General features: G+C 71.0%; 12 protein-coding genes. 8 read left to right on the top strand and 4 right to left on the bottom strand.

The features are described from left to right. The first annotated feature begins 6 nt into the window (after positions 1–6). Positions 7–873 carry an NUDIX domain-containing protein gene (locus ABD793_RS05655; protein WP_344856066.1) on the top strand — a complete coding sequence of 289 codons (867 nt, stop codon included), beginning with the start codon at positions 7–9 and terminating at the stop codon, positions 871–873. 463 nt (positions 874–1336) lie between these two features. Here ABD793_RS05655 and ABD793_RS05660 read toward each other — a convergent pair whose 3' ends face one another. From ABD793_RS05660 to ABD793_RS05670, 3 genes are read right to left on the bottom strand one after another with little or no spacing between them, the layout of a single operon-like run. Further along, on the bottom strand, positions 1337–2476 hold the full coding sequence (locus ABD793_RS05660) for a glutamate--cysteine ligase (protein ID WP_344856068.1): 1140 nt from the start codon (positions 2474–2476) through the stop codon (positions 1337–1339). 10 nt (positions 2477–2486) lie between these two features. Next, a complete protein-coding gene (locus ABD793_RS05665; protein ID WP_344856070.1) occupies positions 2487–2993 on the bottom strand; it encodes a hypothetical protein in 507 nt (168 codons plus the stop codon). Then, positions 2993–3757, bottom strand: coding sequence for an alpha/beta hydrolase (locus tag ABD793_RS05670; protein ID WP_344856851.1), 765 nt, complete (start codon positions 3755–3757; stop codon positions 2993–2995). Before ABD793_RS05670 ends, ABD793_RS05665 begins: the two co-directional genes overlap by 1 nt. A 227-nt stretch (positions 3758–3984) precedes the next feature. Between ABD793_RS05670 and ABD793_RS05675 the strand changes: the two genes are divergently transcribed. Next, complete coding sequence (locus ABD793_RS05675; protein ID WP_344856853.1) at positions 3985–4746, top strand: lysophospholipid acyltransferase family protein; 762 nt, start codon at positions 3985–3987, stop codon at positions 4744–4746. A gap of 162 nt (positions 4747–4908) precedes the next feature. Further along, positions 4909–5397 (top strand): polyadenylate-specific 3'-exoribonuclease AS, encoded by a 489-nt coding sequence (locus ABD793_RS05680; protein ID WP_344856072.1) that lies wholly within the window; start codon positions 4909–4911, stop codon positions 5395–5397. Positions 5398–5407: 10 nt separating this feature from the next. Here ABD793_RS05680 and ABD793_RS05685 read toward each other — a convergent pair whose 3' ends face one another. Continuing rightward, positions 5408–6499, bottom strand: a complete 1092-nt coding sequence (locus ABD793_RS05685; protein ID WP_344856074.1) for a 3-deoxy-7-phosphoheptulonate synthase — start codon at positions 6497–6499, stop codon at positions 5408–5410. A gap of 289 nt (positions 6500–6788) precedes the next feature. On the opposite strand from ABD793_RS05685, the gene ABD793_RS05690 reads away from it, so the two are divergent. The 5 genes from ABD793_RS05690 (at position 6789) to pyk (ending at position 13689) form a co-directional block, all read left to right on the top strand. Next, on the top strand, positions 6789–7814 hold the full coding sequence (locus ABD793_RS05690; protein ID WP_344856076.1) for a 6-phosphofructokinase: 1026 nt from the start codon (positions 6789–6791) through the stop codon (positions 7812–7814). 90 nt (positions 7815–7904) lie between these two features. Further along, a complete protein-coding gene (locus ABD793_RS05695; protein ID WP_344856079.1) occupies positions 7905–9230 on the top strand; it encodes a S41 family peptidase in 1326 nt (441 codons plus the stop codon). A 566-nt stretch (positions 9231–9796) separates the two neighbouring features. Next, positions 9797–11062: a glycoside hydrolase family 18 protein gene (locus tag ABD793_RS05700; RefSeq protein WP_344856081.1), complete on the top strand. Its 1266-nt coding sequence runs from the start codon at positions 9797–9799 to the stop codon at positions 11060–11062. 90 nt (positions 11063–11152) lie between these two features. After that, complete coding sequence (locus ABD793_RS05705; protein ID WP_344856083.1) at positions 11153–11818, top strand: DUF2461 domain-containing protein; 666 nt, start codon at positions 11153–11155, stop codon at positions 11816–11818. 446 nt (positions 11819–12264) lie between these two features. Then, on the top strand, positions 12265–13689 hold the full coding sequence (gene pyk / locus ABD793_RS05710; protein ID WP_344856084.1) for a pyruvate kinase: 1425 nt from the start codon (positions 12265–12267) through the stop codon (positions 13687–13689). Positions 13690–13704 lie beyond the last annotated feature (15 nt).

Consider the following 13704-nt stretch of genomic DNA (forward strand, 5'->3'; position numbering starts at 1 on the left):
GGGACGGTGACGCCGAGGACCGCCAACCGCTTCGTGCGGTGTTCGTGCGGGCGGGTGCACTGGGGTGCGTTCGGCGCGGCCGGTCTGCTGCTGTGCGATCCCGCGCGCGGGGTGCTGATGCAGCGCCGGGCCTGGTGGGTGCACAACGGCAGTACCTGGGCTCTGCCCGGCGGTGCGCTCGAAGCCGGGGAGACGGTGCGTTCGGCCGCTGCCCGTGAGGCCGGGGAGGAAGCCGACATCCCGTCCTCGGCGTTCCGGGCGACCGCGGCTTCCGTGCTGGATCACGGGGTGTGGCAGTACACGACGGTGCTCGGCGTGACCGACAGCGGGCTCGACGCCAGGGTGGCGAACCAGGAAAGCTCCGAACTGCGCTGGGTTCCGCCGGACGAGGTGGCGCGGCTGAAGCTGCACCGGGATTTCGCCGCGGCCTGGCCGCAGCTTCGCGTGCAGCTGGGCCGGGAGCTGGTCCTGGTGGTCGACGCGGCGAACGTGATGGGCTCCCGTCCGGACGGATGGTGGCGGGACCGTCGTGGTGCCGCCGAACGGTTGCGTGACCAGCTGAGCGGTCCGGCCGAGGAGGGACTGCGCGACGCGGTCACCGACGTCGGCGCCGGACCGCAGTGGCGGTGGTGGCCGCGGGTGGTGCTGGTGGTCGAAGGCCAGGCGAGGGGAGTGTCGTCGATCCCCGGTGTCGAGGTGGTCGCGGCCGACACCGACGGTGACTCGAAGATCGTCGAGGTCACCGCGAAAGCCCGCAAGCGCGCGGAAGACCACGTGGTCGTCGCGACCGCCGACCGCGAGCTGCGCGGCCGGGTGTCCGAACTGGGTGCCGGGCTGCTGGGGCCGGGTGCGTTACTGCGCGAGCTGGGCTGATCCGGGTCTGCCGCCACCGGATGGGTCCGGCACGGTCGGAGAGGTCGCAGGTTCCGGGGTACCGCGCTGCCCCCGGTTTCGACCAGCCAGACGCGGTTTGCGGCGCGCCCCGCCGCCGGACCGGGCCCCGGTTCCGCGCAGGGCGCCCGACGCGGCAGGCAACCGGTCCAGGGCGAGGTCGTCGAGGGCTGCCACCGAATACGCGCAGGTGGTGGCAGCGCCGTCCCCGGTCCGCGCGTGCTGTTCGAGGGGTTGCCGCGGCTGATCTGCTGTAGCCACCGTGGCCGCGCCTCCGTTCGGCCGGCTGCACGGGGAGACCGAGCGCGGCGACCGGCAGCTCACTGTGGCCCGGAGGCGGCTTCGGGCCGGTTCCATACTCGCGTTCCTGTTCGTTCCGGCCATCCGCCCACATCTTGCGGGCGCGGGCATGCGAACTGGACGAGTTTCGCGGGAAAACGCCGGCTCAGTGGTGCGGGATCCCGTCCCGCATCTCCGTGACCAGTGCGGCCACCACGGCCTTCAGCGAACCGTCGTAGCTTCGGGCCACCGCCCGTTGCCGGCGGTAGCTCGCGCCGGTGCGCAGGATCTCCGCCACGTCCCGGAGTTCGGGCACGCAGTCCAGCCGTCGTGCCACCGGTTCCAGCCGGTCGAGCAGTTCGGCCAGATCGTCGGTGACCAGCCGTTCGCGGCCGGCCGCGTCGAGGATCACGATCGCGTCGGTGCCGTACCGCGCGGCCCGCCACTTGTTCTCCTGCACGTGCCACGGCGGCAGCGCGGGCAGCACCTCACCGCGGTCGAGCCGGGTGCTGAAATCCTCCACCAGGCACTGGGTGAGCGCGGCGATCGCACCGACCTCCTGCAGCGTCGGCAGGCCGTCGCACACCCGCATCTCGATCGTGCCGAAATGCGGTGCCGGACGGATGTCCCAGCGGATTTCCGAAAAGGAGTCGATCACGCCGGTGGTGAACATGTCCCCGACGTAGTGCTCCAGCTGCGCCCATTCGCGGAACTGGAACGGCAGGCCGGCGGTGGGCAGCTGCTGGAACATCAGCGCCCGGTTCGACGCATACCCGGTGTCCTCCCCGGCCCAGTACGGCGACGAGGCGGACAACGCCTGCAGATGCGGGGCGTAGCACAGCAGCGCGTCGAGCACCGGCAGCACCTTGTCGCGGTGCTCGAGCCCGACGTGCACGTGGACCCCGTAGATCAGCATCTGCCTGCCCCACCACCGGGTCCGGTCGATCAGCTTGGCGTAGCGCTCCCGGTCGGTGACCTTCTGCTGGTACCACGAGGAAAACGGATGCGAGCCCGCGGAGAACAGCTCCACGCCGAGCGGATCGGCCACCCGGTGCACCTCGTCGAGTGCGGCGGCCAGATCCGCCTTCACCGCGGCGACGGTGCGCTGCACCCCGCTGATCACCTCGATCGTGTTCAGCAGCAGTTCCTGCTTGATCCGCGGATGCTCGGCGGCCCCGTCCGGGCGCACCGCGTCGAGGATCTTCTCCGCGACCGAGCGCAGTTCGCCGCTGCGCCGGTCCACCAGGGCCAGTTCCCACTCCGCGCCGACCGTGGAACGGCGTGAAGGGGTGAAGTCGATCCGCATGCCCGCCCGGTCAGACCTGGGCGCCGTTGGTCGGGTCCGCTCCCGGCGGCGGACCCTGGCGCACCCGCAGGAGCAGCAGTGCGATGCCGGTGGCCAGCGCGAGGATGCCCAGCGGCGTGGCCAGCGCCGGGCCGACGCCGATCAGGTTCGGCACGATCAGCAGGAGCAGCCCGACGACGAAGAACAGCAGCACCACGAAGGCGCCCTTGCGCCAGCGCGGCAGCGGCGGCGGATCCGGCGGGACGAAGTGCTCGTCCTCCTCGGCCGGATCGTCCGAGAACATCGTGTCGTCCCACTCCGTGCCCCCGGTGCGCCAGCCCTCCGGTGGTGGGTCGGCGGGCTTCGCGGCCGGGGCGCCCCCGGCGGACGCGGGCGGTTCCGGATCCCGTTCAGGGGCGGGCGGGGAAGGATCCTCGTCGAGGAACATGCCCACGCCCTCGGCGCGCAGGTCGGCCACGATCTCGGCGAACGTGGCGTCGACGTCCTCGGGCCCGTCCGGGCCCTTGCCCCGGGTCATCAGGCACCCACCTGTCCCGCCCGCAGCGCATGGGCGAACTCGACACTCCGGCTGAAGATCACGTCCGCGTCGTAGTCCTGTGTCGCGACGTGGAAGCTCTTCTCCAGCACCACCTCGGTCACGTCCGTGCTGGACACGCCGGCCAGCACGATCCGCGAGTTCTCCGGTTCGACGACGTGGTCGACCCGCGAATGCAGCAGCAGCACCGGCTGCGTCACCTTCGGCAGTCCGGCCCGCACCTGCTTCCACAGCCGCGCGAGGCTCGCCGCGGCGCGCACCGGCGTGCGCGGGTAGGCCAGTTCGGTCTCGCCGGGTTTGGCGATGTCGTTCGCGATCGCCGGGATCGACGGGACCACCCTGGACAGCAGCGGCAACAGTTTGGCGTCCGCGCTCAGCCTGGTCACCGACGGGTTGACCAGCACGATTCCGGCGATCCGGGAGCCGAACTCCTGGGCCAGCGCCAAGGTGAGCGTGCCGCCCATGGACAGCCCGCCGACGAACACCTCGTCGCACTCCGCACGCAGTGCGAGCAGCTCCTCGCGGACCGCGCCGTACCAGTCCTGCCAGGTGGTGCGGTTGAGGTCCGGCCACCGGGTGCCGTGTCCGGGCAGCAGCGGGCAGCGCACCGCGAAACCCGCCGCGGACAGGTGCTCGCCCCAGCCGCGCAGTCCGGCAGGGGTCGCGGTGAAGCCGTGGCAGAGCAGGAAGCCCGCGCCGGACGTGCCGGGGAGGGCGAACGGTTCCGCGCCGGCGAGCACGCCCATGACGAACGCCCTTCCGATCGGGGTGGCGGTGGAGTCCTCCCATGCTCTCACGCCGGAGCCCGGTTGTGGGGCGCACTCCGGAGGCGGCAACCGCGGTGGGCTGCTGTGAGATCGGTCGCTGCCGGGCGGTGATCGCGCCGCCGCGCGTTGTGCGCGCGAGCACCCGTTCCGTAGGCTGAACCGCCGGGGATCCGGCGACCCGGCCGGTGAGGAAGGACGGCGACGCGGTGCTCTACTGGCTGATGAAGTTCGTGGTCATCGGACCGCTGCTGAAGACGCTGTGGCCCACCAAGGTCGTGGGTGCCGAGAACATCCCGGAGACCGGCGGCGTCATCCTCGCCGGCAACCACCTCGCGGTGGCGGACTCGTTCTTCATGCCGCTGCGGGTCAAGCGCAAGGTCACCTTCCCCGCGAAGTCGGAGTACTTCACCGAACCGGGGCTCAAGGGCCTGCTCAAGAAGTGGTTCTTCACCGGCGTCGGACAGTTCCCGATCGACCGTTCCGGCGGCAACGCCGCGCAGGCCGCGCTGGACACCGCCACCCGGCTGGTCAAGGAAGGGCACCTGCTCGGCATCTACCCGGAGGGCACCCGTTCCCCGGACGGGCGGCTGTACAAGGGCAAGACCGGCGTCGCCAGGATCGCGCTCGAATCGCACGGCCTGGTGGTCCCGGTGGCCATGGTCGGCACCGACAAGGTCAACCCGATCGGCTCGAAGATGTGGTGGCCGCGCCGGCTCGAGATCCGGTTCGGCGCACCGCTGGACTTCTCCCGCTACGACGGGCTGGCCGGTGACCGGTTCATCGAGCGTTCGATCACCGACGAGATCATGTACGCGCTGATGGAGCTCTCCGGCCAGGAGTACGTCGACATCTACGCGGCGAAGGCCAAGGAGCTGCTCGCCGCGGAGGCGGCGGGGGCGAAACCCTCGGTGCCGGCCCAGCCGTCCGGCCGCGAGGCGGACCGGGTCCCCGAGACCAAGGCCGGCTAGCCACCGCCCGGTACCACCGGTACCGGTACGAGACAGCACCGCCACCGCCCGGCAGCGGCACGCCGCCACTGCCCGGTACCGGTACGACATCACCGGTACCGGCACGAAGCCGCCGCCACCGCCCGGCACGGCGGCGGCGCACCCCGCTGCTACCTTTCCGCAGTGCGTTTTTTCTACGACACCGAGTTCATCGAGGACGGCGTGACGATCGACCTGGTGTCGATCGGTGTCGTTGACGAGCGCGGCCGCGAGTTCTACGCCGTGTCGACCGACTTCGACCCGGATCGCGCCGGGCCGTGGGTACGCGAGAACGTGCTGCCGAAGCTGCCCTCGCCCGCCGACCCGGCGTGGCGCAGCCGCGAACGGATCCGCGCCGACCTGCTCGAGTTCTTCGGCAAGCCGCCCGGCGGGATCGAACTGTGGGCGTGGTTCGCCGCCTACGACCACGTCGCGCTCGCCCAGCTGTGGGGGCCGATGCCCGCGCTGCCGCGCCAGCTGCCCCGGTTCACCCGCGACCTGCGTCAGCGCTGGGAGGACGCGGGCAAGCCGAAGCTGCCCGCGGCCCCCACCGACCAGCACGACGCACTGGCCGACGCCCGGCACAACCGGAGCCGCTGGGACGTCGTCGAGGACGCCTTCCGCCGCCGGTGAGCATCCCGGTTCAGCGGCGCGCGCGGACCGCCGCGGCCAGGGTGTCCAGCAGGTCGTCGGTGGTGTCCCAGTCCAGGCACGCGTCGGTGATCGACTGGCCGTAGGTCAGCCCGTCGGCGTGGCCGAGCACCAGCTCCTGCCGTCCGGCGGCGAGGTTGCTCTCCAGCATCAGCCCGGTGATCCCGCGCTCGCCGCCTGCGATCCGCGCGGCCAGCTCGCGCACGAGGGCACCCTGGCGGACGTGGTCCTTGCCGCTGTTGCCGTGGCTCGCGTCGATCACCACGCGTTCGGGCAGCCCGGCCTTCGCCAGCTTGCCGAGTGTTTCGGTCACGGTCGCCGGATCGTGGTTCGGGCCTGCCGAGCTGCCGCGCAGGATGACGTGGCAGTCCGGGTTGCCCGCGGTGGTCATGAGCGCGGCGAGGCCGTCGAGGTTGATGCCGGGGAACACGTGCGACGCGGCCGCGGCGCGGGTGGCGTCCACCGCCACCTGGATGTCGCCCTCCACCGAGTTCTTGATCCCCACCGGCATGGACAGCGCACTGCACAGCTGCCGGTGCACCTGGCTGGCCGCGGTGCGCGCACCGATCGAACCCCAGGTCACCACGTCCGCGATGAACTGCGGGGTGATCGGGTCGAGGAACTCGCAGCCCACCGGCAGCCCGAGCGCGGACACGTCGAGCAGCAGCCGCCTGGCCAGCCGCAGGCCCTTGTTCACCGCGAAGGTGCCGTCCAGGTCCGGATCGTTGATCAGGCCTTTCCAGCCCAGCGTGGTGCGTGGCTTCTCGAAGTACACCCGCATCACCACGTGCAGGTCGTCGCGCAGCTGTTCGGCCTTCGCGGCCAGCCGTCGCGCGTAGTCCAGCGCGGCTTCCGGGTCGTGCACCGAACACGGGCCCACGATCACCGCGAGCCGGTCGTCGCGGCCGTCGAGGATGTCCACGGTCTCCGCGCGGCCGGTCCGCACGACCTTCGCCACCGCGGCGTCCACCGGATGCTCCTCGCGGAGCAGGGCGGGGGAGAGCAACGGGCTGACCGAGGTGGTTCGTTGCTGATCAAGGGCGCGCACTCCGGCTGGAGCGGCGACGAGCGAGGGGGTGGTCATCGGCGGACGGGTCCTTTCTGATGGACACCGGCCCGCGAGAATCGCCGAGCCGGTGGGAAATCCGGCTCGGGGTGGGGCTCAGCGCAGGTGTACGCCGCCGTGCCCACCCGGGGCCGGCTTCGCAAACCAGAAATAGCGCTGCTGCACGGCGTCACCGTAACACAGCCGGATCGGCCCTCGATTCCGGACCGCTGCGCCAGGTGGTATGCCCTGCACCGATCCAGACGAAAGCCGCTACGCTGGTTTCGATGTGACGGCAATCTCCAGGTGACTAAGACGGAGGCAACAGATGCGTGTCGGTGTGCTGACGGGTGGCGGTGACTGCCCCGGCCTGAACGCGGTGATCCGCGCGGTGGTCCGCAAGGGCATCGAGGTGCACGGCTGGGAGTTCGTCGGTTTCCGCAACGGGTGGCAGGGCCCGATCAGCGGCGAGAGCCGGCCGCTCGGCCTCGCCGACGTCGAGGACATCCTCACCCGCGGTGGCACGATCCTGCGCTCGTCGCGCACCAACCCGTACCAGGTCGAGGGCGGCGTCGAGAAGATCCGCAAGGTGCTCGAGGACCAGGGCGTCGACGCGCTCATCGCGATCGGCGGCGAGGACACCCTCGGCGTGGCGAAGCGGCTCACCGACGACGGTATCGGCGTGGTCGGGGTGCCCAAGACGATCGACAACGACCTCGGCGCGACCGACTACACGTTCGGCTTCGACACCGCGGTCTCGATCGCGACCGAGGCGATCGACCGGCTGCACACCACTGCCGAATCGCACCACCGTGCGCTCGTGGTCGAGGTGATGGGCCGGCACGCGGGCTGGATCGCGCTGCACTCCGGGCTGGCCGGCGGCGCGAGCGTGATCCTGGTGCCGGAGCGGCAGTTCTCCGTGGACCAGGTCGTGGAGTGGGTCGAGCGCCGGTTCGAGAAGGAGTTCGCGCCGATCATCGTGGTCGCCGAGGGCGCGCTGCCCGAAGGCGGCGAGGAGCGGCTGCTCACCGGCGAAAAGGACGCGTTCGGGCACGTCCGGCTCGGCGGTATCGGCACCTGGCTCGCCGACGAGATCGCTTCGCGCACCGGCAAGGAGTCGCGCGCGGTGGTGCTCGGGCACGTGCAGCGCGGCGGTACCCCGACCGCCTACGACCGGGTGCTCGCCACCCGGTTCGGCCTGCACGCGGTGGACGCGGTCGCCGACGGCGACTTCGGCGCGATGGTGGCGCTCAAGGGCACCGAAATCGTCCGCGTGAAGCTGTCCGAGGCGACCGCCGAGCTGAAGACCGTGCCGGTGGAGCGGTACGAGGAGGCCGAGGTCTTCTTCGGCTGAGCAGTTTTCCCGGGGTGGGGACTGCCCCACCCCGGCAGCGGGGGCGTGCGGGATACCGCACGCCCCCGCTGTTTCGCTACCGTTTGCGACGTGCGAATCCTCTTGGCGGGCATGACCGCGCTCTCCCTTGTCACCGTCGCGTCCCCGGCTCCGGCGAATTCCACTGTGGATGGTGTGTGGCGCACCGACGGCTACCGGCAGCTGATCGAGGTGGCGGCGGGGAAGTTGACCACCTACGACGTCACGGCGGTCAGCTGTCTGCCCGGTTCGGTCACCGGAACCGGCGACGGGACCACGTTCGCCACCGACGAGGGGCTGGTTGCGACAGTCCGCAGGCGCGGTGCGGACCGGGCCACGCTCAGCTTCGACGGCGACCTGGGCACGCGGTCGCTGCAGCGGGTTCCCGGCGGCCTGCCCGCGCAATGCGGTACCCGCCCGCCGTCCGACGCACTGTCCACATTCGACGTTTTCTGGCACACCTTCGCCGAGAACTACCCGTTCTTCGCCGCCAAGGGCGTCGACTGGCCCGCCGAGGGTGCGGCGGCACGCCGAGAGGTGGCCGCCCATCCGGAGCGGCTCGCTGACGTCCTCTGCGGACTCAGCACGCCTTTGCACGACGCGCACGTCGGCCTGTTCACCCCTGACCGGCGGTGCACCTCCGCTCGAGCGGGAACCCCGGATCCGACGGCGACCATCCCGCGTGCGGTGGCCGTCGCGGACGCGAATCTCGGCGTCCCGGTGCAGCGATGGGCCGACGGTGCGATCAGCTACGCGGACCTGCCCGGCGGGACCGGGTACCTGCGGATCACCGGGTTCGAGGGATACACCGACACCTTCGCCGGTGACCAGGCGGTGCTGGGGAAGGCGCTCGACGAGATCTTCACCGCCGACCGGGTCGCCGCACTGCACGGCCTGATCCTGGACCTGCGCGTGAACGGCGGCGGTGCCGATCCGCTCGGCCTCCAGGTCGCCGCGCGGCTCACCGACGTCCCGCACTTCGCCTACGCCAAGCGTGCCCGCAACGCCCCCGCGGACCCGGCGCGCTTCACCGCGGCGCAACCGTTCTTCGTCTCCCCCGCGGCCGGGCCGCGCTACACCGGCCCGCTCGCGGTGCTGATCGGCAACCTGGACGCGTCGGCGGGGGAGACGTTCGCACAGGCGCTGCTGAACCGCCGCCCGCGTCCGGTGCTGATCGGGCAGCCCACCCAAGGGGTCTACTCGGACATCATGGAACGCGCGCTGCCTGCCCCCGGCTGGAAGGTGGACCTGCCGAACGAGGAGTACCTGGACCCCCGCGGCCGCACCTACGACGGCACCGGCATCGCCCCGGACACCCCGGTCCCGGTCTTCGCCCCCGAGGACCTGGCCACCGGCCACGACCCGGCGCTGAGCACCGCACGGCAGCTGCTCGGCTGACCCCGGCCGAGCGGGTCCACTCGGTCCTGCCGGGGGTTGCGGGGTTGTGCTCGGGCCGTTGGTGTTGGTTTGGTCCTGCCGGGGTTGTGCTCGGATCGTCGGTGTTGGTTTGGTCCTGCCAGGGTCGCGCTCGGGCCGTCGGCGTTCGTTCGGCGTGGGTCGCCGGGTCGTGCGCGGATCGCCGGTTCCGCCTGGGCCGCTGGATCCCGGCGAGATCCCGGATCCCCCGGCTGCTCAGCTCCGGCCCGGCCTCGTGCATCCCGCGCAGGTGCTTGGCCGCCGCGGGCCGGCTCAGGTCCAGTCCGGCGCCGAAGGCCCACCGTCACGCGGCAGGTCGGGGAATCGAACGGCGGCGAGCAGGTCGAAGGTCGGCAGCACCCCGAAATCGGCCCCACTCTCGGAATCGGCCCCGTCCGGCGTGGCGGGGTCGCGGAATGCGCGGACGTGCCGCCATTCTGGTCTGAACCAATCGAAGTCATTGACCAGTGGTCTAGTCCACTTTACGGTGTGACGGTCCCCACTGTTCCCGGTTCGTCACCGAGAGTCACTCCCCGAAGGGAGCCGGCATGCTCCATCTCCGAAGAAGAAGACTGCCTGCGCTGGCCGGACTGGCGGGCCTTGCGCTCGCCGCCGTGGCACTGGCCACCCCGGCCGGCGCGGTCCCCGCGGCCAAGGCCGCACCCGCCGCATCGCCGGTACCCGCTGCGCCCGCGAGTGCGCAGGCCTCGGTCGGCAAGGTGGTCGGGTACTTCACCGAATGGGGGGTCTACGACCGCAACTACCACGTCAAGAACGTCGAGACCTCCGGATCGGCCGACAAGCTGACGCACATCAACTACGCGTTCGGCAACGTCACCAACGGCGGCTGCGCGATCGGCGACGCCTACGCCGACTACCAGAAGACCTACGACGCGGCAGGCAGCGTCGACGGTGTCGCCGACACCTCGGACCAGCCGCTGGCAGGTAGTTTCAACCAGCTGAAGAAGCTGAAGGCCAAGCACCCCGGACTGAAGATCCTGTGGTCGTTCGGCGGCTGGACCTGGTCCGGCGGGTTCGCCCAGGCCGCGCAGAACCCGGCGGCGTTCGCGGACTCCTGCTACAACCTCGTGAACGACCCGCGGTGGGCCGGCGTGTTCGACGGCATCGACATCGACTGGGAGTATCCGAACGCCTGCGGGCTCACCTGCGACACCAGCGGCTCCGACGCGCTGGCGAAGGTGCTCTCGGCGCTGCGTGACAAGTTCGGCTCCGCGAAGCTGGTCACCGCGGCGATCACCGCGGACGGTTCCGACGGCGGCAAGATCGACGCGGCCGACTACGCGGCCGCCGCGAAGTCCGTCGACTGGTACAACGTGATGACCTACGACTACTTCGGGGCGTGGGCACCGCAGGGACCGACCGCCCCGCATTCGCCGCTGTCGTCCTACGACGGAATCCCCACCCCGGGCTTCTACTCCGACGCCGCCATCCAGAAGCTCAAGAGCACCGGTGTCCCGCCGGAGAAGTTGTTGCTGGGCATCGGGTTCTACGGCCGCGGGTGGACCGGCGTGACGCAGGATGCGCCCGGTGGCACCGCGAGCGGACCGGCTCCGGGCACCTACGAAGAGGGCATCGAGGACTACAAGGTCCTCAAGTCCGGCTGTCCGGCCACCGGCACGGTCGCGGGCACTGCGTACGCCAAGTGCGGTTCGCAGTGGTGGAGCTACGACACCCCGTCCACCATCGCGGGCAAGCTGGACTACGCGAAGAGCCAGGGCCTCGGTGGCGCGATGTTCTGGGAACTGTCCGGCGACACGGCCGACGGTGAGCTCGTCACCGCGGTCGCGAAGTAGCCGTTGCCCGGTGCGGCCGGCGGTGCAGGGGCGTGCCGGCCGCACCGGGGCACCGGTTTTCTGTCGGTGCCGCGGTTTATCGTGCGGTGGGTGAAGTTCAGCGGATTCGGCGAGCACGCCGTCGATTTCTACGACGGGTTGCTCGCGGACAACTCCAAGGCCTACTGGGACGACCACGTCGCGATCTACAAGACCGAAGTGCGCGCGCCGATGGAGGCACTGCTCGGTGAGCTGGAGGGCGAGTTCGGCGCCGGGTTCGGCGCGGGCAAGGTCTTCCGGCCCTACCGCGACGTGCGCTTCGCCCGCGACAAGACGCCGTACAAGACGCATTGCGGCGGGGTGCTCGAGGCCGGCCGCGGCGGCGGTGCCTACTACGTGGAGCTGGGCCCGGACGGGCTGCGCGTCGGCGGCGGCTGCTTCCACCTCGCGGCCGACCAGCTGGCCAGGTTCCGCACCGCGGTGGACACCGAACTGCACGGTCCGGCGCTGGGCCGGATCCTGGCCTCGCTGCGCAGGCGGGGCTGGGAGGTGCTCGGCGACCGGCTCAAGTCCCGGCCCCGCGGGTACGCCGAGGACCACCCCCGGATCGACCTGCTGCGCTACCGCTCGGTGTACGCGATACGGGTCTGGGAACCGGACGGCTTCCTGCACGAACGCGAGACCCTCGACCGGGTGCGCAAGGCGTGGCGCCAGGTCCGCGAGTTCAACGAATGGGCCCGCGACCACGTCGGCCCGAGCGAACAGCCCCGACGGTGACCACCGGGCACCCCCGCACCGGACCCGATCCGCGGCCCGGAAGACCCGGCAGTGCGGGGTGACCCGGCGGTGCAGCGACTCGGGGGTGTGGGTGGCCCGGTGGTGCAGCGACTCGGGGACGTGAGTGGTCGGGTGGAGCGAGTGGCCTGGTGGTGCAGTGACTCGGCGGTGTGAGTGGCCCGGCCGGTGTGGGTGGTTCCGCAGTGCGGCCACCCGGCAGCGGTGGCCTGGCGGTGCGAGTGGCCCGGTCGTGCAGCTGATGGCGGGTCCGGGTGCGGGTGCGGGCGGTACGGCTGACCCGGCAGGGAAGCACTGGTCACCTGGCGTTCCTCCGGGGCCGGCGTGGGCTGCGGGCCGGACCCGGGCTGAATGGTTCCCGCAGACTTCCCCTGAAGTTTCGGGATCGGTACAGACGGGAGCGCGGGGAGGGACTACCCTGTCATGACGTGAGCCGACGCGCGAAGATCGTTTGTACCCTTGGCCCTGCAACCTCCACCGCGGAGAAGATGCGGGCACTCGTCGACGCCGGAATGGACGTCGCGAGGATGAACTTCAGCCACGGCAGCCACAGTGACCACAAGCAGGTCTACGACCTGGTCCGGTCCGCGGCCGCCGAGAGTGGCCGGGCGGTCGGCATCCTCGCCGACCTGCAAGGGCCCAAGATCCGGCTGGGCACGTTCGCGAGCGGTTCGGCCGAATGGCACACCGGCGACGTCGTCCGGATCACCGTCGACGACGTCGTGGGCACCCACGACCGGGTCTCCACCACCTACAAGGGCCTCGCCAGCGACGCCAAGCCGGGCGACCGGCTGCTGGTCGACGACGGCAAGGTCGGCCTGGTGGTCAAGGACGTCGAGGGCCAGGACGTGGTGTGCGAGGTGACCGAGGGCGGCCCGGTCAGCAACAACAAGGGCGTGTCCCTTCCCGGGATGGACGTCTCGGTGCCCGCGCTGTCCGAGAAGGACATCGAGGACCTCGAGTTCGCGCTGCAGCTCGGTGTCGACTTCATCGCACTGTCCTTCGTCCGCTCGCCCGCCGACATCGACCTGGTGCACCAGGTGATGGACCGCGCGGGCAAGGGCAGGCTGCCGGTGGTCGCGAAGATCGAGAAGCCGGAGGCGGTCTACAACCTCGAGGCCATCGTGCTGGCCTTCGACGCGGTCATGGTCGCCCGTGGTGACCTCGGCGTCGAACTGCCGCTCGAGCAGGTGCCGCTGGTGCAGAAGCGGGCCATCCAGATCTGCCGGGAGAATGCGAAGCCGGTCATCGTCGCCACGCAGATGCTGGAGTCGATGATCAGCAACTCGCGGCCCACCCGAGCGGAGGCGTCTGATGTCGCGAACGCGGTGCTGGACGGCGCGGACGCGGTGATGCTCTCCGGGGAGACGAGCGTCGGCCGCTACCCGATCGAGACGGTGCAGACCATGGGCCGGATCGTCGAGGCGGTCGAGACCGACTCGCCGGTGGTCCCGCCGCTGACGCACGTTCCGCGCACCAAGCGGGGCGTGATCTCCTACGCCGCTCGCGACATCGGCGAGCGGCTGAACGCCAAGGCCCTCGTCGCGTTCACCCAGTCCGGCGACACCGTGCGCAGGCTTGCCCGGCTGCACACCCGGCTCCCGTTGATGGCGTTCACGCCCGAGGAGTGCGTGCGCAGCCAGCTGTCGATGACCTGGGGCACCAGCACGCAGATCGTGCCGCGGGTCGATTCCACCGACCAGATGATCCAGCAGGTCGACCACTCGATGCTGGAGATGGGCAAGTACCAGCGCGGTGACCTCGTGGTGATCGTCGCAGGCTCGCCTCCCGGCACCGTCGGCTCGACCAACCTGATCCACGTGCACCGGCTCGGTGAGGACGACCACGCCTGAGGCGGCCGCGGCGCG

The sequence above is a fragment of the Amycolatopsis ultiminotia genome, assembly GCF_039536925.1.
Lineage (GTDB): Bacteria > Actinomycetota > Actinomycetes > Mycobacteriales > Pseudonocardiaceae > Amycolatopsis > Amycolatopsis ultiminotia.

What these genes read in the sequence shown, in the direction of transcription:
- ABD793_RS05660 (WP_344856068.1), bottom strand. Translation starts at nt 2,476, where the DNA reads ATGCGGATCGACTTCACCCCTTCACGCCGTTCCACGGTCGGCGCGGAG.
- ABD793_RS05665 (WP_344856070.1), bottom strand. Translation starts at nt 2,993, where the DNA reads ATGACCCGGGGCAAGGGCCCGGACGGGCCCGAGGACGTCGACGCCACG.
- ABD793_RS05670 (WP_344856851.1), bottom strand. Translation starts at nt 3,757, where the DNA reads ATGGGCGTGCTCGCCGGCGCGGAACCGTTCGCCCTCCCCGGCACGTCC.
- ABD793_RS05685 (WP_344856074.1), bottom strand. Translation starts at nt 6,499, where the DNA reads ATGACCACCCCCTCGCTCGTCGCCGCTCCAGCCGGAGTGCGCGCCCTT.
- ABD793_RS05690 (WP_344856076.1), top strand. Translation starts at nt 6,789, where the DNA reads ATGCGTGTCGGTGTGCTGACGGGTGGCGGTGACTGCCCCGGCCTGAAC.
- ABD793_RS05700 (WP_344856081.1), top strand. Translation starts at nt 9,797, where the DNA reads ATGCTCCATCTCCGAAGAAGAAGACTGCCTGCGCTGGCCGGACTGGCG.